The 21475-nt window shown below is 39.1% G+C and carries 22 protein-coding genes; 7 read left to right on the plus strand and 15 right to left on the minus strand.

Annotated features, from left to right (window positions below):
• Positions 1-27: 27 nt before the first annotated feature.
• From ACZ5L8_RS16355 to ACZ5L8_RS16365, 3 genes are read right to left on the minus strand one after another with little or no spacing between them, the layout of a single operon-like run.
• Complete coding sequence (locus tag ACZ5L8_RS16355) at positions 28-468, minus strand: hypothetical protein (RefSeq protein ID WP_464438759.1); 441 nt, start codon at positions 466-468, stop codon at positions 28-30.
• The gene (gene murB / locus ACZ5L8_RS16360; protein ID WP_464438761.1) at positions 465-1481 is read right to left on the minus strand and encodes a UDP-N-acetylmuramate dehydrogenase; all 1017 of its coding nucleotides are present in this window, start codon (positions 1479-1481) and stop codon (positions 465-467) included. The genes ACZ5L8_RS16355 and murB overlap by 4 nt, the downstream gene beginning before the upstream one ends.
• Positions 1481-2671 (minus strand): pyridoxal phosphate-dependent aminotransferase, encoded by a 1191-nt coding sequence (locus ACZ5L8_RS16365; protein WP_464438763.1) that lies wholly within the window; start codon positions 2669-2671, stop codon positions 1481-1483. The genes murB and ACZ5L8_RS16365 overlap by 1 nt, the downstream gene beginning before the upstream one ends.
• 137 nt (positions 2672-2808) lie before the next feature.
• On the opposite strand from ACZ5L8_RS16365, the gene ACZ5L8_RS16370 reads away from it, so the two are divergent.
• The gene (locus ACZ5L8_RS16370; RefSeq protein WP_464438764.1) at positions 2809-4125 is read left to right on the plus strand and encodes a PDZ domain-containing protein; all 1317 of its coding nucleotides are present in this window, start codon (positions 2809-2811) and stop codon (positions 4123-4125) included.
• Between the two features lie 52 nt (positions 4126-4177).
• On the opposite strand, the gene ACZ5L8_RS16375 is transcribed toward ACZ5L8_RS16370, so the two are convergent.
• Positions 4178-4606: a DUF1573 domain-containing protein gene (locus ACZ5L8_RS16375; protein ID WP_462599584.1), complete on the minus strand. Its 429-nt coding sequence runs from the start codon at positions 4604-4606 to the stop codon at positions 4178-4180.
• Positions 4607-4806: 200 nt separating this feature from the next.
• Here ACZ5L8_RS16375 and ACZ5L8_RS16380 point away from each other — a divergent pair, with 200 nt between their 5' ends.
• Positions 4807-7437 carry a valine--tRNA ligase gene (locus ACZ5L8_RS16380; protein ID WP_464438766.1) on the plus strand — a complete coding sequence of 877 codons (2631 nt, stop codon included), beginning with the start codon at positions 4807-4809 and terminating at the stop codon, positions 7435-7437.
• Here ACZ5L8_RS16380 and ACZ5L8_RS16385 read toward each other — a convergent pair.
• The 6 genes from ACZ5L8_RS16385 to rsfS all read right to left on the minus strand — a co-directional run bounded on the left by ACZ5L8_RS16385 (position 7434) and on the right by rsfS (position 12193).
• Positions 7434-7730: an acyl-CoA-binding protein gene (locus tag ACZ5L8_RS16385; RefSeq protein WP_464438768.1), complete on the minus strand. Its 297-nt coding sequence runs from the start codon at positions 7728-7730 to the stop codon at positions 7434-7436. The genes ACZ5L8_RS16380 and ACZ5L8_RS16385 overlap by 4 nt on opposite strands.
• Positions 7696-8352 (minus strand): phosphatidylserine decarboxylase family protein, encoded by a 657-nt coding sequence (locus tag ACZ5L8_RS16390; protein WP_464438769.1) that lies wholly within the window; start codon positions 8350-8352, stop codon positions 7696-7698. Before ACZ5L8_RS16390 ends, ACZ5L8_RS16385 begins: the two co-directional genes overlap by 35 nt.
• Complete coding sequence (locus ACZ5L8_RS16395; RefSeq protein WP_464438771.1) at positions 8342-9148, minus strand: phosphatidate cytidylyltransferase; 807 nt, start codon at positions 9146-9148, stop codon at positions 8342-8344. The genes ACZ5L8_RS16390 and ACZ5L8_RS16395 overlap by 11 nt, the downstream gene beginning before the upstream one ends.
• Positions 9149-9754 carry an LUD domain-containing protein gene (locus ACZ5L8_RS16400; protein ID WP_462599579.1) on the minus strand — a complete coding sequence of 202 codons (606 nt, stop codon included), beginning with the start codon at positions 9752-9754 and terminating at the stop codon, positions 9149-9151.
• Positions 9755-9857: 103 nt separating this feature from the next.
• Entirely contained in the window at positions 9858-11810 is a 1953-nt protein-coding gene (gene ftsH / locus ACZ5L8_RS16405; RefSeq protein WP_464438772.1) for an ATP-dependent zinc metalloprotease FtsH, read from the minus strand.
• Positions 11811-11818: 8 nt separating this feature from the next.
• Entirely contained in the window at positions 11819-12193 is a 375-nt protein-coding gene (gene rsfS / locus ACZ5L8_RS16410; RefSeq protein ID WP_464438773.1) for a ribosome silencing factor, read from the minus strand.
• Positions 12194-12277: 84 nt separating this feature from the next.
• Here rsfS and ACZ5L8_RS16415 point away from each other — a divergent pair, with 84 nt between their 5' ends.
• Positions 12278-13012 carry a biotin--[acetyl-CoA-carboxylase] ligase gene (locus ACZ5L8_RS16415; protein WP_464438775.1) on the plus strand — a complete coding sequence of 245 codons (735 nt, stop codon included), beginning with the start codon at positions 12278-12280 and terminating at the stop codon, positions 13010-13012.
• Here the strand turns inward: ACZ5L8_RS16415 and ACZ5L8_RS16420 are convergent.
• Together ACZ5L8_RS16420 and pyrE are read right to left on the minus strand one after the other, a co-directional pair.
• Entirely contained in the window at positions 13009-13401 is a 393-nt protein-coding gene (locus ACZ5L8_RS16420) for an SRPBCC family protein (RefSeq protein ID WP_462599575.1), read from the minus strand. The two genes, ACZ5L8_RS16415 and ACZ5L8_RS16420, sit on opposite strands and share 4 nt — an antisense overlap.
• 33 nt (positions 13402-13434) lie before the next feature.
• A complete protein-coding gene (pyrE, locus tag ACZ5L8_RS16425; protein ID WP_462599574.1) occupies positions 13435-14085 on the minus strand; it encodes an orotate phosphoribosyltransferase in 651 nt (216 codons plus the stop codon).
• Positions 14086-14092: 7 nt separating this feature from the next.
• On the opposite strand from pyrE, the gene ACZ5L8_RS16430 reads away from it, so the two are divergent.
• Positions 14093-14716, plus strand: coding sequence for an NUDIX hydrolase (locus ACZ5L8_RS16430; protein WP_462599573.1), 624 nt, complete (start codon positions 14093-14095; stop codon positions 14714-14716).
• Here ACZ5L8_RS16430 and ACZ5L8_RS16435 read toward each other — a convergent pair.
• The 3 genes from ACZ5L8_RS16435 to ACZ5L8_RS16445 are packed head-to-tail and all read right to left on the minus strand — an operon-like array spanning position 14684 to position 17905.
• Positions 14684-16444, minus strand: coding sequence for a M14 family metallopeptidase (locus tag ACZ5L8_RS16435; RefSeq protein ID WP_464438778.1), 1761 nt, complete (start codon positions 16442-16444; stop codon positions 14684-14686). The genes ACZ5L8_RS16430 and ACZ5L8_RS16435 overlap by 33 nt on opposite strands.
• A gap of 52 nt (positions 16445-16496) precedes the next feature.
• Positions 16497-17171, minus strand: coding sequence for a uracil-DNA glycosylase family protein (locus ACZ5L8_RS16440; RefSeq protein ID WP_464438780.1), 675 nt, complete (start codon positions 17169-17171; stop codon positions 16497-16499).
• Positions 17172-17197: 26 nt separating this feature from the next.
• Positions 17198-17905 carry an NUDIX hydrolase gene (locus ACZ5L8_RS16445; RefSeq protein ID WP_464438782.1) on the minus strand — a complete coding sequence of 236 codons (708 nt, stop codon included), beginning with the start codon at positions 17903-17905 and terminating at the stop codon, positions 17198-17200.
• A gap of 83 nt (positions 17906-17988) precedes the next feature.
• Here ACZ5L8_RS16445 and ACZ5L8_RS16450 point away from each other — a divergent pair, with 83 nt between their 5' ends.
• The 3 genes from ACZ5L8_RS16450 to ACZ5L8_RS16460 all read left to right on the plus strand — a co-directional run bounded on the left by ACZ5L8_RS16450 (position 17989) and on the right by ACZ5L8_RS16460 (position 21470).
• Positions 17989-20415, plus strand: a complete 2427-nt coding sequence (locus ACZ5L8_RS16450) for a beta-glucosidase (RefSeq protein WP_464438784.1) — start codon at positions 17989-17991, stop codon at positions 20413-20415.
• Positions 20416-20618: 203 nt separating this feature from the next.
• Complete coding sequence (locus ACZ5L8_RS16455; protein WP_464438786.1) at positions 20619-21062, plus strand: hypothetical protein; 444 nt, start codon at positions 20619-20621, stop codon at positions 21060-21062.
• Between the two features lie 3 nt (positions 21063-21065).
• On the plus strand, positions 21066-21470 hold the full coding sequence (locus ACZ5L8_RS16460) for a hypothetical protein (RefSeq protein WP_464438787.1): 405 nt from the start codon (positions 21066-21068) through the stop codon (positions 21468-21470).
• Positions 21471-21475 lie beyond the last annotated feature (5 nt).

Here is a 21475-nt window from a genome sequence, read left to right on the forward strand (position 1 = left end):
TTCCGCGAAATATCGGGAGCGGATTTTTTATTGCTTATACAATTCTGGCGTTACACCTATCTCAGTAACATACTTGCCAGTCTTGTCATAATATTTATAAAAAACAGTGATCTCATTATCCCTGAAGAATTTCATGTCGGGATTAGTTCTCACACGCTGAATAACTTCTGGGCGTACATATTTTACAGCCGTATCAAGATCAACTTCGTCTTTAGTAAGATGAAAAAGGGTGTAATGATATGCAAAACCATCTTCTTCAACTACAGATGCGCTGTCTAGTCGCGTATATTCATCCACTTGCATAGGCGCAATTCCGTTAATTTCAACAACGGCTTTTTTCATTTCTTTCACGATAGAAGAATCTTTAGAAGAAAAGAGGTTTGAAGAAACAAAATAAGCAACGCTAAATGCCACTATAAAAGCAGCTACGCCAACGATTATTCCGATTGTTTTTTTAGAATTACTCATTGTATCAGGTTAACTTCTGGTTGTATCAAGATACCAAATTTCTTCTGTACTTCTTCTTGTATTTTTTTGGCTAAAAGCCAAATCTCCTCACCCGTTGCGCTGCCGTGATTTACGAGAACTAAGGCTTGCTTGTCGTGAACACCGGCATTGCCAAAGCGTTTTCCCTTAAAGCCAGCTTGTTCGATAAGCCATCCCGCTGGGACTTTAACCTGCGTCTGTGAAACTGGATAAAATGGCACATCTTCAAATTTTGCCTGAAGCTTTGCAAAAGACTCTTTTGCTATCACCGGATTTTTAAAGAAACTGCCGCTGTTTCCTAGTAATTTTGGGTCTGGTAATTTTTCTTGTCTTATTGCGATTACTGCATTGCTAATGTCTTTAATTGTAGGCATGGTGATGCCTTTTCTCAATAAAACAGCATTGATCGCTCCGTAAGAAGTGTTGAGTCTGTGGTCTTTTTTAGTGAGTTTAAAAACCACATGCGTGATGATGTATTTTCCTTTAGCCTCTTTCTTGAAAATCGAATCTCGGTAGCCAAAACCACATTCTTCTAGATCTAATTTTTTGCTTTTCAGCGAAAGCGTATCAAGAACGGTACAGCTTTCAAAAACATCTTTGAGCTCTACACCATACGCGCCAATATTCTGTATAGGCGAAGTTCCCACATTCCCCGGAATAAGCGACATATTCTCAACGCCACCATAACCGTGATTTACGCAATACAATACGAAATCATGCCAGTTTTCGCCAGCAGCGACCTCTAACCAAATGTGATCTTCGTTTTCTTTAAAGACTTCAATTCCCTTAAGGTTTACATGTATCACATGCGCATCAATATCATGCAGAATAAGCATATTACTACCACCGCCTAGAATGAATTTATTTTCATGTTCAGTTGAGGTAAGTGCAGTTTTTAATTCATCTGTATTCTCAACAGAAGAAAAATAAGCTGCTTTTGCATCGATGCCAAAGGTGTTGTAATCCTTAAGGGAAAAGTCTTTAAATACGGTCATTAATCAGAATATCTTGATAAAGCTTCTCTAAGAAGAGAAACTGCGGCTTGAAGATCTTCTTTTTTAAGAACATATGCTATTCTTACTTGATTTAATCCTACACCTTCAGTAGAATAAAATCCTGCAGCTGGAGCTACCATGATGGTTTTTCCGTCAACATCAAACTCTTCAAGAAGCCACTGTGCAAAATTGTCAGCGCTTTTTACAGGAAGTTCAACGATGCAATAAAAAGCTCCTTTTGGCTTAGCCACTTTAACACCAGGTATAGATTCTAGACCTTCTACAAGGGTATTTCTACGATCTACATATTCTGCGATCACATCGTCAAAATAAGATTGCGGCGTGTCTAGAGCAGCTTCGCTGGCAATTTGAGCAAGCGTAGGCGGACTCAATCTTGCCTGAGCAAATTTCATCGCTGTAGACATAAGTTCTTTGTTCTTGCTTACGATACAACCTATTCTCGCACCGCACATTGAGAAACGTTTAGAAACAGAGTCTATCATGATCGCATGCTCCTCAAGACCTTCTACAGATAGTACACTGTGGTGTTTTAAGCCGTCATAAGCAAACTCGCGATAAACCTCGTCTGCAATAAGAAACAGATCATGTTTTTTAACTAGTGCAGCAAGTTCATTAATTTCTTCTTTGCTGTATAAATATCCCGTAGGGTTACCAGGATTACAAATAACGATCGCTTTAGTTTTTTCAGAGATCAGTTTTTCAAAATCAGCGATAGGAGGTAAAGCAAAACCTTCATCAATTGTAGAAATTACAGGAACTACATTCACACCATTTGAAACTGCAAAACCATTATAATTTGCATAAAAAGGCTCTGGAATAATGATCTCATCTCCCGGATCTGTAACACTTCCTAAAGCAAACATTAACGCTTCAGAACCTCCCGTGCTAATGATAATATCGTTAGGAGAAACATTGATGTCGTACTTCGCATAATACTTAGCAAGCTTTTCGCGATAGCTAATAAATCCAGCAGAGTGGCTATAAGAAAGCACATCGATATCTGCATCTTTAACCGCTTGTATCGCAGTAGAAGGTGTTTTTATATCTGGCTGACCAATGTTTAACTGTAAAATATCAATTCCGCGTGCTTCTGCCGCTTCCGCGAAAGGAACTAATTTACGTATGGGTGATTGGGGCATCTGAATCCCCTTTTGTGATAACTGAGGCATTTGCTAAAATTTTAGGTCACAAATTTGCAAAATTATATCCATTCGAGACAGTAGCTTTTTTATAAGTATTCAGAGAAAATTCGTACATTAGAGAAAACGTTTTCGTAAAAATGATTTCCTCTAATAAAATATGGTTGATGCTTATAGCGTGCATGTTTTTTGCAGGAAGTCAAGCGCAGGGAATTTTCAGGCTACCAGAAGGGAAGAAGAAAATTGTTGTGCCCGTTGAGATCATTAGTAACATGGTGATCTTGCCATTGCAAGTTAATGGTCTAGAACTATCTTTTCTTCTTGACACTGGCGTGAAAAGTAATATCATTTTTAACGCAGGTAGTCACGACGATGTTTATCTCAATCACACTAGCACAATTTATCTCACAGGAGCTGGAAGTGGCGAGCCAGTAGAAGCTCTAAAGTCAGAACACAATATTCTTAATATAGGTGAAGCTAGTGCGGTAAATCAAAACCTTTATTTTATCACAGATGCAGAGCGTAATTTCTCACCCAGATTAGGGCTAGAAGTTAATGGGATTATAGGTTATGAATTGCTCAAAGATCTTATTGTGCAAGTTGACTACAAGAGATCTAAAGTCATTCTTCATGATCCCGAAACGTACAAATACAAGAACTGCAACTCATGCGCTACAATGGATCTTTCTCTATCTCAAGGTAAGCCCTATGTGAAATTAAATGTGAGTCAGGATGGAGAAGCACTAAGTGAAGTTAAACTTTTGCTAGATTCAGGTTCTGGTGATGCGGTGTGGTTATTTCCTGAAAGCCACGAAGAATTAACTGTAGGAGTACCAAACTTTGATGATATTCTGGGTCTTGGAATTACAGGAGATGTAACTGGTAAACGCGCAAAATTACCAGTTCTTAAAATAGATGATCTTAAGATCAATGACGTCACCGTTGCTTATCCTGATACAACTTCAATTAAATACCTTACTATGGATGATAATCGCAATGGAAGTCTGGGCGGCGAGGTATTGAGAAGATTTGATGTGGTCTATGATTATCAGAATAAAAAAGTGACCCTTAAGAAGAATAGCTTTTTTAAAGAACCTTTTAGATACAATCGCAGCGGCTTGATCGTAGAGCATCATGGTTTTGATGTGATCAAAGAAATTGCGCAGGTTATTAAAGAACCGGCATCAGTTAGCGATAGGGAAACAACGCTTGTGAATACTGTTTTCTCCGCGACAAATACCATTCAATTTAAACTCAAGAATAACTACAAGATCGCAGAAATACGTCCGGGCTCATCTGGTGAAATGGCGGGATTACAAAAGGGCGATAAGATCTTAAAAATTAATGGGCGCGACACCGGTAGGTTAAAGCTAAAAGATATCACGCGTCATTTCTTTAAAGAAGACGGTTATACATTAAAGCTCAAAGTAGAACGCAATGGTGTGGTATTCAACTGCAAATTTGCACTTAAAAAAATGCTATAAAAAAAGCGCATCGATCGATGCGCTTTTGATTTCGTTGTAAAACAGAAAAAAACTAGTTGCCATTGGCAATTGGCCCGGCTTTAGGTTTTTGCATACTGCTTTCTGCAGGTAGAAGTGTTCCCTTAATTTTTAAAGTATAAGGATCATCAGAAGCATTAGTATAAACCGTAATGGTTTTTCTAATAGGCCCTGCAGCTCTTTTTGTGTCATATTTCACTTTTAGTACGCCTGTTTCTCCAGGAGCGATAGGCTCTTTGGGAGGTTGTGGTACTGTACATCCACATGTAGAGTATGCTTTGCTAATAACAAGGGGAGCAGTTCCTGTGTTTTTGAATTTAAATTCTCTAACACCATCACCACCGTGAGCTACCTCGCCATAGTCAATAACGTCTGTTTCAAAAGTGATTTCAGCCTTTTTTTCTTGTGCTTGAAGCGCTAGTCCAAAAAGACTTACGAACATGATAAGTGCAATCTTTTTCATAATGTTCATGTTTTTAATGAAGAGTAAAAATAGCGTTAATAAGACCCGCGTGCAACTTATTAATTCATTTTTAAGGGTTTCGCAGGTTTATGACGGTCATTTTAATACCTTAATAATTCGGTATTTTTATCTCATCTCTTTTTTAAAAATCCTTAGTATATAAGTACTTTTGCCTTTTAAGTCAAAAATTAGACCAAAGCATGGCAATTGCATCAAAATATAGCGCAGCAGACGTAGAGAAGAAGTGGTACGATTACTGGATGGAACACGATTTTTTCCATTCTACTCCAGATGAAAGAGAGCCATATACCATTGTAATACCACCGCCTAACGTTACCGGTGTCTTGCACATGGGGCACATGTTAAACAATACCATTCAGGATATTTTGATTCGCCGTGCGAGATTGCAAGGCTATAATGCTTGCTGGGTTCCTGGTACAGATCATGCCTCTATCGCTACAGAAGCTAAAGTTGTTGCTAAGCTTAAAGCGGAAGGAATTAACAAGGCTGATATCACTCGCGATGAGTTTTTAAAACACGCTTGGGAATGGACAGACCAGTATGGCGGAACCATTTTAGAACAACTCAAAAAACTAGGAGCTTCTTGCGACTGGAAGCGTACGAGTTTTACACTAGATGGCTCAATGTCTGAAAGTGTTCTTGATGTTTTTGTTGACTTATACAATAAAGGATTGATCTATCGTGGTCACCGCATGGTGAACTGGGATCCTGAGGCGCAAACAACACTTTCTGATGAAGAGGTGATTCATGAAGAACGCCAAGGAAATCTATATTATCTGCAATACAAGATCGTAGGAGAAGACAACTTCTTGACTATTGCAACTACACGTCCTGAGACGATTTTTGGCGATACAGCCATATGTATAAATCCAGAAGATGAGCGTTTTTCACACTTACGTGGAAAGAAAGCGATCGTGCCTATAGTAGGTAGAGAGATCCCGATCATTGAAGATGAGTACGTAGATGTTGAGTTTGGTACAGGTTGTCTTAAAGTGACGCCTGCACATGATGAAAATGATAAGAACCTTGGCGATAAGCACAAACTTGAAGTTGTAGATATCTTTAATGATGATGCAACGTTAAATGACCACGGACTGCATTATAAAGGCAAAGACCGTTTTGTGGTTCGCAAGGAGATCACAAAAGAGCTCGAAGAAATAGGTGCGTTGATCAAGACTGAAACTCACGTAAATAAAGTGGGAACTTCAGAACGTACAAAAGCGGTGATAGAACCAAAACTTTCAGATCAGTGGTTCTTAAAGATGGAAGAGTTAGTAAAACCGGCCATCAAAGCCGTTCTTGAAACTGAGGAAGTAAAACTTTTTCCTAAGAAATTTGAGAATACCTATCGCCACTGGATGAATAACATTCGCGACTGGAATATTTCTCGTCAATTATGGTGGGGACAGCAAATACCAGCATTTTACTACGGTGAAAATGGTGAAGTAGCTGTTGCGAAAACTGCTGAGGAGGCTTTGGCTATAGCCAAAGAAAAATCTGGAGATGCTTCATTAACTCTTGCAGATCTTCGTCAAGAAGAAGATGTGGTTGATACTTGGTTCTCATCGTGGTTATGGCCTATGAGCGTTTTTGACGGAGTGCGCAATCCAGAGAATGAAGATTTTAAATATTACTATCCAACTAATGATCTTGTAACTGGTCCAGATATTTTGTTCTTCTGGGTGGCGAGAATGGTCATTGCAGGATATGAGTACACAGGTGAGCGTCCATTTGAAAACGTGTATCTCACCGGATTGGTACGTGATAAGCAACGTAGAAAGATGTCTAAGTCTTTAGGGAATTCTCCTGATGCACTTAAGCTTATTGAAGAATACGGCGCTGATGGCGTGCGTGTAGGATTGATGTTAAGCTCATCTGCGGGTAATGATCTCTTGTTTGATGAAGACCTTTGTCAGCAGGGTAAAGGTTTTGTAAATAAGATCTGGAATGCCTTTAGATTGATCAAAGGTTGGGAGATTTCTGGAACTGCAGAACAGCCAGAAGCTAGCAAAGCTGGTCTTGAATGGTATCAAAACCGTTTTGCACAAACACTAGTGGAGATCGAGGATCAATTCTCAAAATACAGAATTAGCGATGCCCTGATGGCAACCTATAAGTTGGTTTGGGATGATTTCTGTAGTTGGTTACTAGAGATCGTTAAGCCAGGTTATGGTGAGCCTATCGACAAGAAAACCTTTGATGGTGTTATTGCGGCGCTTGAGGATAACTTAAGAATTCTTCATCCATACATTCCATTTGCATCAGAGGAGATCTGGCAGAATATCGCAGATAGAAAACCTGAGGATGCCCTGATCATTAATAAATGGCCCGCTTCCACGAAAGCGAACGAAGAACTCATAGAGCAGTTTGAGTTAACGAAGCAAATAGTGTCTGGTATACGAACCATTCGTAAGGAGAAAAATATCTCTTTTAAAGATACGGTTGAGGTGTTTATGCACAATCCAGAAGGATTTACAGGAGATTTTGATTCGGTTATTACCAAATTAGGAAACCTGTCAACTTTTGAGGAAACTCAAGAAAATAAAGAGGGCGCGTTGAGTTTTAGAGTAAAATCTAATGAATATTTCATCCCGCTTATGGGTGCGATAGATATTGATGCAGAGATCGCAAAGATCAATGAAGAACTTGAGTATACACGCGGATTCTTAAAGTCTGTTGAGAAAAAACTATCTAATGAGCGTTTTGTAAATAATGCGCCAGAAAAGGTAGTTGAGATAGAAAAGAACAAACAAGCGGATGCGCAGGCTAAGATAGAAGCCTTAGAAAGCCGACTGAAATCGTTGAGTTAATCTACGATATACGTTTCAACAAGTTTAATATATTCTTCCATGGCCTCGTTAACATCGAGGCCTCTTACTTGTAGGATAGCATTGTATTTAAACGCTGTGCGCAGATCATTTTCGGCAACAGAGTGAATAGATACTGGCTGATCGTTGTTTGTAGCTTGCTTGTAGTATGCGTAAAGCAAAAGACGCACATCTGGAGCTAACTCCTTCTTTGTAGCGGCAGCGGTGGTTACAGCTGCTTCAAAAGCCTCTTGTAATTCTTTATTCTTCACAGCTGGCGATAATAGTCTGGGCACCTTTTACTTTTTGGTTAAGCTTTACTTCAATTTTTGCGTCAAGTGGCAAAAATACATCCACGCGAGACCCGAATTTTATAAATCCGCTGTCATCTCCTTGCACTGCGTTATCACCTTCTTTAGCATAATTCACGATACGCTTTGCAAGAGCACCGGCGATCTGGCGATAAAGTACGTTGCCAAATCCAGGAGAGTTTACAACCACTGTGGTACGCTCGTTTTCTTCAGAAGCTTTTGGGTGCCATGCAACCAGGTATTTTCCGGGGTGATATTTGCTGAAAACAACTTCACCACTTACAGGATATCGTGTTACGTGTACATTGATGGGTGACATGAAGATAGAGACCTGTAAACGCTTTTCGTTGAAAAACTCTTTCTCAAAAACTTCTTCAATAACTACAACCTTACCATCTACTGGTGATAGTGCGTGATTTTCATTAACCTGAGCCACGCGGCTAGGGTTTCTGAAAAATTGTAGGATCAGGAAAAAGAAAATAATGAGTGCGGTAAATATTAGGTATTTCACCCATTCTATGTCGATATACCTGTCGGTTAAAAGCAATCCTAGCGTGAAAATAACTACACTGATTGCGATGATTTTATATCCTTCTTTATGAAACATATTCAAAGATTACGAGTACAAGGTAAATAAATGGACTAGCAAAAAGAATGCTGTCCAGTCTGTCATAAAGGCCGCCATGGCCCGGCATTAGAGTTCCGCTGTCTTTTACACCAGCTTCTCTCTTAAGTTTAGATTCTATCAAATCACCTAGTGTTCCCAATGTGCTCATAACTATGGCTAGGGATAACCAGATGTTGAAGTTAAGATCGCCTGTAAATTTATGAATAAAATAGCTGGCTAAGCAGGCAAAAACCAATCCTCCAAAAAATCCTTCTATGGTTTTCTTTGGCGAAATACTAGGAAACAGTTTGTGTCTTCCAAAGCTTTTTCCCACCACGTAAGCGAATGAATCATTCGTCCAGATCAATACGAAAAGGCCTGCAACGATATTAGGTGAGAAATTGTTGTCTCTGTGAGAGGGTAGAAGCGTCAAGAAAACAAAGCTTGATATGATATAAAAAACAGTGATAAATAGCTTTAGTTTTTTAGTCTGTAACCTGATGCGTGTGCTAAACAGATTCTTAATTAAATAAGCTCCGGTGAAAAATGTTATGCCAAGTAAAACATAAGTAGCAGGAGTTGATACTTTGTAATAGCTGAAAAAAAGTATAAACCCTATTAAAATGAGATAAGGATACCAAAACTGAAAAGAGATCAGTCTAAGATATTCGCGTAAGGTGATTATGCCAAAAACAAGAAATAGGAGGATGTACCATTTTTCTGAGTAGTAAATGGAAAACAGCAATATAACAATGTAAAGTAGGCCGGAAAGCAACCTAACCCCTAATTCACGCATTTATAAATCTTCTAATAATAGTAGATAAAGATTTTTTGAACTGCTACCGTAGCTCATAAAGTCTTTAGACTCTTCTTGGGGCTCAAAATTTTTGATCGTCGTAATATTTGTTGGGATGCTGCCAGTGTTTTTGGACTTGATCCCTCTTAGCCCTTCTCCAATATTATTTACGATCTGACTTGTCACTGCAAAAACTACAAAGTTCTTAGGTAGTTCATGAAGCTTTTTTTCTTTGATCTGTTTTGATGAAACCAGTAGGCTGCCATCGTTTGCGATGAGATTTTCGCATGTGGTTAAGAAAAAAGCAGCGTCAGATGATTGACAAAAATCTAAATTATAACCTTCAAACTTTGAAGCGAGTTTATCATCCAGGCAGTAAACCTTGCGCTCGTACCAGTCGTTCTCAAGCATGATGTTGTCAAAACTCTCTAAAACTTCATCCATGTCAAGACAATACAAAAACTTCCCGCCGTTGAGGATAAATTGCTTCGTGAATCGCTCATCAGCAGGTAGCTGCACTTCTGGCATGTACTTGCCACGCTCTTCTTTTTTGCCTTCAGCAGCTTTGTCTGGCTTTGGATTAAAGAGTTTTTTAAACAGACTCATAAAAGGACTTACACATGGTTAAGGGGTGTTTGTCAAATATAAAAAATCTTAACCTGACAAGTAGCCAGGTTAAGACTTTATATCAACATAAAACTGTGTAAAACTAGTCTTTTGAAAGGACTTCTGCAGATTCTTCAAGACCTTCTTTGTGATATGGTCTTTTTCCGAATATCTGTTCTAGGTTATCCTTAAAGATAACTTCCTTATCTAGTAGTAATTCTGCTAGTTCTGTAAGCTTGTCTTTATTTTCTTCAAGTATCTGAATTGCTCTTTGATATTGCTCTTCAATGATAGTCTTGATCTCTTTGTCTATTATCTCAGCTGTCTTTTCGCTGTAAGGCTTGCTGAAATTATATTCAGACTGCCCTGATGAATCATAATAAGTAAGGTTTCCTACCTTATCATTAAGGCCATAGATGCTTACCATCATTCTGGCTTGTTTTGTCACCTTTTCTAGGTCACTCAAAGCTCCAGTAGAGATTTTATCAAAAATCACTTTCTCTGCAGCGCGACCACCCATAGCGGCACACATCTCGTCTAACATTTGCTCAGGACGCACGATCAAGCGTTCTTCTGGTAAATACCATGCAGCTCCCAGAGAACGTCCTCTAGGTACGATAGTAACTTTTACAAGAGGAGCGGCATGTTCTAGCATCCAGCTCACAGTTGCGTGACCAGCTTCGTGAAAAGCGATCGCTTTTTTCTCATCTGGAGTGATGATCTTATTTTTCTTCTCAAGACCACCTACGATTCTGTCAACTGCATCTAGGAAGTCTTGACGACCCACTGCATCCTTGCTTTTTCTAGCAGCGATAAGGGCAGCTTCGTTACAAACGTTAGCGATATCTGCACCAGAGAAACCTGGTGTTTGTTTTGCAAGAAACTCAGTATCAAGTTCATCTGCCACTTTCTTTAAAGGGCGAAGGTGAACTTCAAAGATTTCCTTACGCTCACGCACATCTGGTAAGTCCACATAGATCTGACGGTCAAAACGACCAGCACGCATCAACGCTTTATCAAGTACATCTGCACGGTTAGTCGCAGCAAGAACGATCACATTAGTGTTTGTGCCAAAACCATCCATCTCTGTCAAGAGTTGGTTAAGTGTATTTTCACGTTCGTCGTTGCTTCCACTAAAGTTTGCTTTACCACGAGCACGACCTATTGCGTCGATCTCATCAATAAAGATAATAGCAGGTGATTTTTCTTTTGCTTGTTTAAAAAGGTCTCGCACACGTGATGCACCCACACCTACAAACATTTCTACAAAGTCAGAACCAGATAATGAGAAGAATGGCACTTTAGCTTCTCCTGCTACGGCTTTCGCCAAAAGCGTTTTACCAGTTCCTGGAGGTCCTACAAGTAGTGCTCCTTTTGGAATTTTACCACCTAAGTTGGTGTATTTCTGTGGGTTTTTAAGGAAATCTACGATCTCCTGAACTTCTTCTTTTGCACCTTCTAGGCCGGCAACATCTTTGAAAGTTGTTTTAACATCAGTCTTCTCATCAAAAAGTTTAGCCTTTGATTTGCCAATGTTAAAGATCTGTCCACCAGCACCGCCGCCAGCGCCACCACTCATACGACGCATGATGAATACCCAAATTCCTATTATAACGATAATGGGTAAAAGCGTAAGGAAAATTTCGCCAAACCAGTCATTTTCAGTGTCAAATTCAAGTGAAGTATTAATGTTGTTCGCTTCTTTGATCTCATTAAACTTCTCTTGAAACATAGCTAAATCTCCAAACTGGAAACTGTAATCAGCAGCTCCATTAGCGAAAATTGAACTATCATTAGCGGTTTTAGAGTGATCTTCTTTTTTCTTAGCCTCATCGGTTAAGTAAATTCTCGCAACCTTTTCATTGTAAACGACCACTTTTTTAACATCACCCGCTTTTAGGTAAGTTGTAAAATCGTCAATATTAGTTTTTGCTGGACCGCCAAAGCTGCTACTAAATAAGTTTAATCCCAGAAACACGAGGATTATTGCTGTGTAAATCCACCATGCACTGAATTTTGGCTTCTTAGGAGCCGGTTTATTTGCGTTTTGTGCCATCTAATTTCTTAATTATAATTTGTTTCAATAGAAGTGATCTTTGCGTCGCCCCAAAGACTTTCTATGTCATAATATTCCCTGATGTGTTTTTGAAAGACGTGTACCACAACGTTAACGTAGTCCATAAGAACCCACTCTGCATTTTGCAGTCCTTCTACATGCCAGGGCTTATCTTTAATAGCTTTGCTAACGGTTTTTTGAACTGAATTTACAATAGCTGTGACTTGCGTGTTTGAAGTACCGTTGCAAACGATGAAGTAATCACAAACCATATTTTCAATTTCCCTTAGGTCCATGATTTCAATATCCTGGCCTTTCACTTCTTCAATCCCTTCTAATATTGTTGAAATTAGTTGATCTGTTCCTGCTTCGTTTTTAGACATTAAATTCTTTTATTTTGAGCAAAATTACTACAATTTTGTCTTTTCTTGATTGCTTAACTTACAATTATCTAGATTGCTTTTTAAATGAATATTGTCAAACTTAATGCCATTTCATCCACAAATTCCTACTTAAAGGAGCTTACTCGCAATTTGGCATTATCACAAGATACACTTGTGTGGACAGAAAAGCAAACTGCCGGTCGCGGTCAGATGGGTGCAGGATGGGAGTCTGAAGATCATAAAAACTTAACTTTTAGCGTATATAAGCGGGTTAAGGTGCTTCCTATCGCAAAACAATTTATGATCACCATTGCTGCCTCGCTTGCCATTCATGAGGTTTTAAAAGAAGAAAATATCAAAGATCTGCAAGTAAAATGGCCTAACGACATATTGGCAGGAAATAATAAGATCTGTGGTATTCTTATAGAAGGTGTCATAAAAAAAGGAAGACTTCATGCGGTGATAATTGGCATCGGTCTTAATGTGAATCAAACACAGTTTCAATATGCTCCCAGAGCAACTTCCATGGCAATGGAAACAAAAAAAGAATACAAATTGCAACCGCTTCTTGACCGCTTAGTAGATAAATTCTACAAATACGCAGAGCTGATCACAGCTGGTGATTTTAAAGAATTAGAGCAACAATATCTTGATGTGCTTTTTAGGTATAACAAAGCTTCTGCCTTTAAAGATTGCCTTAGCGGCGAAATATTTAGCGGCATGATTAAGGGCATCAACGATACAGGCAATCTCCTTGTCGAAAAAGAAGATGGCAGTATTACAACCTATGGATTAAAGGAAATAGAGTTACTCTATTAGATGTTTTGCATGTTTGAAACCAGTGTGTCCATAAATTTCTGAAGTGGAGATTTTACCATCATTGAGATCATGGCGTTAAATTCTCCCTCAAAAAATAATTGAACTTCACTGCTGTCATCAGCCACTTCCTTAATTTCTGAAGTAAGTGTAAAAGGAAGTTTATCGCTTGCAGCTCCCAAAATCACTTTGTTGTATGGTACACTTTCTTTAAGATCAAGAACGATCTCTGGCATACCTTTAAGTGCAAACAAAAAGCGTTTTTCTCCCAGAACTTCAAACTTGCTGATGTTCTCTGGCATTAATTGCTCGTAGTTCTCAACCTTAGTAAGAAAGTTATAAAGTTCTTCAGGTTTTTTATTGATTACTTTTTCTGGGCTTTGCAGTTTCATAGCGATATAAGGGTAATTCTTTAATAAGTAGTTTTAGGAGTCAGATTTACCCCAAGTGTCAGGGCTCAATCTCCATTGTTGTAGCAATAGACTTTCTTTTTCAGAAATATAGTTTGTATCTAGTGCTTGCTCTAGTAAATGATCATAATCACTTAGCGTGTGAAGAGTAACGTTCTTTTCTTTAAAATTCTCTTGAGAGATATTAAAGCCGTAAGTGAAAATTGCCATCATTCCTTTTACCTGCATGCCACTTTCTTTAAGTGCATCTACAGCTAGAAGACTGCTTTTTCCTGTAGAGATAAGATCTTCAATAACGATCACATTACTGCCTTTTTCTAGATGACCTTCTATTTGATTTTGACGGCCATGCTTTTTTGCTTCGGGGCGCACGTATGCAAAAGGTAAATTGAGATATTCTGCTACTAGCATACCTATGCCTATTGCTCCGGTTGCAACACCTACGATGGCATCAGGTTTACCATAAACCTGCTCAATACCGCGTGCGATACTTTCACGTAAGTAGTTGCGAATCTGTGGGTAGCTTAAGCTTATCCTGTTGTCGCAGTAAATAGGAGATTTCCATCCAGAAGCCCAAGTAAAGGGTTCTTGTGGTTGTAATTTTATTGCATTAATTTGCAATAACAATTCAGCAGTTTTTTTAGCTGTTTCTTTATTCAAGACCATGGTGCAAATGTATAAAGTTTTTGTCAATGATGTTCCTATTATTCTTTCAACGGAAAAATATATCGGCAAACACTACACCTCAATTCCTATAAAGAGAGTTAACCTTAAAAAGATCATTAAGAAAGTCGCAAAAGGGGAGCTTAGCTACATAAATCTTTATCATAGTAAAGAGCATAAATTATTAAAGCATCTTAAGAAAAAGCTTCCGGTGGTTATCGCTGGCGGTGGATTGGTGCGCAATGCTCACGGTGAAGTTTTGTTCATACGCCGTAATAAAAAATGGGATATCCCTAAAGGGAAAATCGAGAAAAAGGAATCTATTGAAGATTGCGCCGTACGTGAAGTGATGGAAGAAACCGGGGTGCAAGACATCAAACTGGGCGATCTAATCACGGTAACGTATCACGTTTTTAAACGCAATAATAAATACAAGCTCAAAGAAACCCATTGGTTTAAAATGTACACCGAGTTTGAAGGCGAACTTGTGCCTCAACCCAATGAAGGTATCACAAAAGTGCGCTGGAAGAATTTTGAAAAAGCCCAAAAAGCTCTTCAGGATTCTTACGAGAATGTAAAGCTTATTTTTCCTAAGGAGTACTTAATTAAGCACCCTAACGATAGGGTAGCGTAAGTGTGCTTTTTCGTAGTTTGGCGATTTTTTGTGTAGCCAATCTAGCTGCGCATACCAGCTTTCGCGAAAGCTACTCTCATCCTTTTTCTTCTGTTCAAATTCCTTTTTCAACTCAGGATCTTTGTCAAGAAGTTCTTTTGCTTTGTCTTCCCAAACGTAAGGCGAGAAACCTTCTTTTTGCTGAAGGATAGTGTCAAAATAATTCCAGTTAAAGAATGAGTCAATACCTGCTGGCTCTAACGTTTCTAGAAGATAACGCATGCCGGGTTGCGCGGTGTTTACCACATAATCACCTTTGGCGAAAGCCATATCCACGATCGCAGCATCTACTTGTGTGTCGTAATGCAAATAGTGACCTTCATAAGCGGCGTTGCGCGTTTTGTAATTTGCAATGTGGTACACTTCTACCTGCATGGTAGAGTCTTTTTGCAGACGATGAAAGTCTATCTGATTTTCTTTTAATCTCTCTATCACGTTGTGCCATCCTTGCGGTATGATATACGATTTTGGAATCGTGATTTCGGCAGTGACTTTAAAGTTGTCGTAGTATTGAACCTCTTTTGTAAACGGCTGATCGCGGTGATATTTTAAACGCTCTAAACCGGTAACTTCGCTAGGCTCCATTGTGCCTTCAAAACCTAAAAAGTCATACTGAGATGTCTTGCTGCTATCCACTGCAAAAGCGATAGGATATTTTGTGCCGGTCTTTTCGCCTGTTTTGTAGATTTCGCGTTCAGCGAGACGAAGTAAGCGCACTTTTTCTCCATCTTCTTCAGCGATCTCAAGTACGGTTTTCATGAGTTCGTAAGTGCCCTCAACACGTGGTTTGTAAGGTTTAAGCATATGTGTTTCAACCATCAATCCGGCGGTGTTCCATAAGGTTGTGTAGCCGGTAGAATAGCGAGGATAATCCATAAATTGAGAAAATCCTTTTTCAGGAACTGAGTTAAAAACGTTGACGTATGGCGTGATAGGGCAGTCTTTCTCAGCTAATGAATTCTCCAGTTTTACCTGAAATTCGTTTTTCATGTATGTGCCCAGTTTGCCGCCCAATTTGTTATGCTGCGTCAATAAATGCGTTAAAACATATTGATAATCTGCACCGTTGCTCACGTGATTATCGATAAAAAAATCTGGATTTACCATGTGATAGATTTCAGCAAAGGTTCTCGCATTCCAGGTATCTGCTTTTACAAAATCGCGATTAAGATCATAATTTCTTGCGTTACCGCGAAAACCATATTCCTCAGGTCCATTTTGATTAGTACGGCTAGTGCTGTTGCGGTTAAGTGCGCCACCTATATTGTAAACTGCGATCGCCCCGATCCAAAGATCTTCGGGCGCTTTTAATTTTCCCTCTGCTAGATCACGCATCATTAGCATCGTCGCGTCGATACCATCAGATTCTCCAGGATGAATACCATTATTGATCAATAATCTGGTTACATCCATACGATCATCAAACTCAGAGTCAAATGTGCGATTAGGATTGTAAGTCACTAAGGTTAACGGTTCGCCGCTGTCTGTCTTTCCTATCTTGTAGGTTTTTATGCTTACATACGCCTCATCAAGATCTTCGTAGAATTTCATGATCTCCTCATACGTTTCGGTTTGTGTGCCGCCGCTTTCTTCAAAACGTGTGGTGAGGTCAAAATCTTCTGGATGTGGTTTTTCCGCGCAAGCGAAAACAAAACAAAGAATAGCAAGGTAGAGGAGACGTGATTTCATAATGGTGGTTTAGTGCGCCAAATGTAATCAATACTTCTAACCTTACACAAGGTTAATCTTCCATGAAAAATGGTGCATATTGCAGCACTCTAAAGTCCATTGTAGTAAAATTAGGATCTGCGGCTTTGCGGTGTTTGTATTCTTGCATGCTGCCAATGGCGCGGTTTGCGCTGCCACTGGGAGCGGTAAAACTTACGGTCTTGATCATACGATTTTCTATTTTAAAATTATGAATGCGAGGCACTTTTGTGGTGACGGGTTTCAGTTTTATTCCGTGATCTTTTGCGTGTCTTCTAAAGAAATATTCAGGTCCGTTTTTACTGTTTCCGCCTGTAAAAAGTAAAGTGTCAATTTGTGTGTGCTTTTTTAAAAAACCTATAAGATCGCGTAATTGTACATTTTGCATCCCAAGGTCTGAGGCGTCTATTTTTTGCCTTTCGGCGGAAGCCACAATATCGCAAACACCTATTTTTTGAGAAAGTAAGAAATCGCGTCGTTGGGAGATGGCCTCATAGGTATTCTCATATTTAAGTCCAAGTTGAAAGATGCGATCTAGAATAGGCCAGAGCATTCCATGGGCGCTGCCGTAGCAAAAATCAACATCAGTTTCTATCAATTCGCCGGTTGTAAATCGAGGCGGAGGCAGTGTTCCTACAATGAGTTTTGTCGCGCCCTCAAGATTAAAAGGCGCATACGGATGTGTGTGTAAAAATGGTTGATCTGCCATGTGGTAAAGCTAGTGATTTACCAACTTTAGAGCTTAGAATACAAATAAGGATTGCGGCCGGGAGTGTCTTTTTGAAGTTTCGGCAGACGTTTAAACAAACCAGAAGCAAGCATCTTTTTTTGAAATCTACTACGATCTATTTGTTCGCCCAAAATGTGTTGATGCAATTGATGCAATTGCGGCATGGTAAATTTTTCGGGCAATAGATGATGGGTGATGTGTTCTAAAGCTACATCTTCTTTGAGTTGTTTGCGCGCCTCAAGTGCAATCGCTTTATGATCCATCGCCATTTCTGGAAGTTCATCAAAGTCAAACCAACCAAATTCCTGATCAAAATTCTGAATCCTAGGTTCAGTTTCATCAAAGTTTACAAGTGAGAAATAGGTGAGCGTTACAAATCGTTTGTTGATCCAGTAATCTTCATCCCACGGTTCGTCTGCGGCTTCAAAAAAGCTTTTCCAGACGTCGCTAAATTGTCTTTGGCTGTCGCCAAAAACCTTAAGAAATCTCATAAAAGGATCGCTAAGGCCTGTGCGATCTGCCAGAACACGTTTTACAGCATCATCTACATTTTCTTGCATGCCAACAAAACCGCCTGGAAGCATCCATTTATCACCTATGCGCAGAAGCAAGCATTTTAATTTTTTCTCGTGGTAAGCCGTGATCACCAGATCTGTAGATAGATGCGGAATGAAGTATTTATAGCCTTCTTTGATAAAAGATTCGTAGTTCATTTTGTAAAAATAAACTTTTGTGTCTATTTGACACAATTAAAAAATTTATATATTTGTGGCATATTGACACAAACCATTGAGTTGTGAAAAAAGTTTTTAAACGCATTTTGAAAGTTTTGGGTGTTTTGCTGCTTCTTGTTCTTATTGCAGGAGCGGTGGGATATTTTTATGTGAGAAATACATTCTTAAGTTTTGAGGATGATTATGCAGAGAATAAAGATCTTAAAGAAATAACCGTTTCAGGAAGATCATTTATTGATAGAAATGGCAATGGATCGCTAGATGTTTATGAAGATGATAGTAAAACAGTAGAACAACGTGTAGCAGATGCTTTATCACAAATGACCATTGAAGAAAAGATTCACTTGCTTAAAGGTAGTGGTATGGCTTCAGGAATGGGTATTAGAGAAGATGGTATTCCTGGTGTTGTGGGAACAATTGTAGCTACGCCGCGTTTAGGTTTACCAGAGATAAACTTGTCTGATGGCCCTGCTGGTCTGCGCATAGAACCTACACGCGATGGTGAAGACCGCACGTATTATTGTACCGCTTTTCCTATTGCGACCTTATTAGCTTCTACTTGGAATGCAGATCTTGTAGAAGAAGTAGGCGAAGCAATGGGTAATGAAGCTCTGGAGTATGGTATCGATGTAATTCTAGGGCCTGGTGCAAACATTCATCGTCATCCATTTTGTGGTAGAAACTTTGAATATTATTCAGAAGATCCTTTGCTTACTGGTAAGATAGGAGCTGCAATGGTAAATGGTATTGAGTCAAATGGTGTAGGCACTTCTGTGAAACATTTTGTGGCAAACAATCAAGAAACAAATAGAAATTATAATGATACCCGCGTTTCTGATCGTGCGATGCGTGAGATCTATTTAAAGGGTTTTGAGATCATTGTAGAAGATGCACAACCATGGACGATCATGTCTTCTTATAACAAAGTAAACGGCACTTATACTTCTGAAAGTAGAGATCTGCTTACAGATATTTTAAGAGATGAGTGGAATTTTGAAGGATTGGTGATGTCAGACTGGTTTGGTGGTGAGGACGCTGTGGCAATGGTAAACGCTGGCAACGATTTGCTTGAACCGGGAACTAAAAAGCAATGGGATGCGCTAGAAGAAGGTTTTGAAGAAGGAGCGCTTACTGAAGCTCAGATCGATATTGCTGCCAGCAGGATACTTACACTAGTATTTAAATCTCAAAAATTAAAAGAATACAAATACAGCGACAATCCAGATCTTAAAGTACATGCAAAGATCACGGGTGAGTCGGCTTCTGAAGGTATGGTTCTATTAAAAAATGAAAGCACATTACCTATTGATAATAGTATGAATGTTGCTTTAATAGGTGTTACGTCTTACGATTTCATCGCTGGCGGTACAGGATCAGGAGATGTAAATGAAGCATACACGATTTCGCTAGAACAAGGTTTGAAGAATAATGGTTTCACTATTAATAAAGCGGCAAAAGATACTTATGAAAAACACAGAGCAGCAAATGAGGATGCTTTTGTAAAACCAGAAGGAATAAGCGCAATGTTTAATCCTTATACGCCACCGCAAATTGATTACAGCGATGCGTTAATTAATGATATTGTGAAAACTAGTGATGTTGCTGTAGTAACCATAGGTCGCAATAGTGGAGAAGGTGGCGATCGTAAGATCGAGGATGACTTTTTACTTTCAAAACAAGAGAAAGATATGCTGACAAGAACTAGCCAAGCGTTTCATAAAGCAGGAAAGAAAGTGATTGTGGTGCTTAATATAGGTGGTGTGATAGAAACAAACTCCTGGAAGAGTGATCCAGATGCTATTCTACTTGCGTGGCAAGGTGGGCAAGAAGGCGGTAATGCTGTTGCAGATATTTTAAATGGTAAGGTTAACCCTAGCGGAAAACTTACAATGACCTTTCCGGTGAATCTTACTGATCATGCAAGTGATGCCAACTTCCCGCATGATGGTGCACCGATGCAGATGACAGATTTTATTTTGGGCCACGACCCAAAACCTGAAAACGAGATGGTGAAAGATGTAGATTATACCACGTATGAAGAAGGCATTTTTGTGGGATACAGACATTTTGATACTAAGAATTTGGCGGTTTCATATCCATTTGGCTACGGACTTTCGTATAGTGATTTCGCTATAAGCGAAATGCAAACTGCGCATGAAAATGACACGATCACGGTGAGTGCGACGGTTAAAAATACAGGAGAAACGGCCGGTAAAGAAGTTTTACAAGTGTATGTTTCAAAGCCGGGATCGCAAGTAGAGCGCGCTTCTCAGGAGCTTAAGGCTTTCGCTAAAACAAAACTGCTTGCTGCTCAAGATAGCACAACAGTAAAATTGCAGATACCTACTAAATCATTGCGCTACTGGGACGAAAGTTCAAACAGTTGGCAATTAGAAAAAGGAGCTTATAAAATTAAATTAGGAACGTCTTCACGCAACATCGCGCAAGAGGCAGAAGTGCTCGTAGGCGTAGAACCTATGAAGGATTGATTGGTTGATTGATTATTTTTTTGATGCAATTCCCCACTTGAAAAAGTGGGGTTTTTTTATGGCTTTCGCCAAAAGTTATTCGCCATAAGATCAATTATTTATTACACTAAAGCGTTATAAGTAAAACAATTTACTATATTCGTGCTTTCCGTTGTGGATCATCGTGCGCTCGCGGTGACCAAATACAAATTGAAAACTAACTGATGAAATACATCCTGATCGTTTATATCGCTCTGGGTTTTGTGCTTTCAATGATCTTTGGGCTAGAATATAAGGCAGCAGGTGTTGAAGAAATGCCTGTCTTTTTTGCTAGTCCGTTTATTTTTAAGCAGAAGTCATTGGGCAGTACTATGACTTATTTCTACAGTATTTCGGGTATAGTTTTTAATGTTGCCGTTTGGGGTTTGCTACTTTTTCTTATTGATAAAGCTGTCGCAAAATTTAAAAGAAAACATCGATTTAGACCTGTTTACTTCGCTATAGTAGGAGTTTTGGTCATCTTCTCTTCATTTAATTTGGCGCAAAGCATAATTACAGAAGGAAGAGGTTTTAGCGACGGCAGCAATTACTGGTATTTTGATCTAGCAGCAATTGAGATGACTTGGGATGTCAATTATAATGCAACGGTAGCATTGTTAAACCTTTAATGCATGAGAAAGGTTCTTTGTTTTTTGCTATCAGTTTTATTCCTGTCTTGTTCCGATTTTTTTGAGTGGGGTTTTGCTAAGAATTTACCAGAAGGCGCAGAGATTATCAATCAGAACGCTGTAAGTGATGATTTCTTTCCAGATTATGATTATTTACTCGTAGCTCGTATGAATGAATCGGATTTTTACGAATATATCGAGCATTATGATATGCATAAACATGTTGATGGTGCAACTTACGAAGATCATGAATGGCAATTAGAATTTTTACTAGAGTCTAAATATGATTGGTGGCAACCAGCTGTTGATGGCGAGTCATTTCCTATTTATATTTCACAACAAAAGCAAGAATGGATAATTGCTACATATCAAGACGGCTTGATGTATTTACATTCCCAGAGTCACTGACACAA

The organism is Leeuwenhoekiella obamensis (assembly GCF_055391795.1).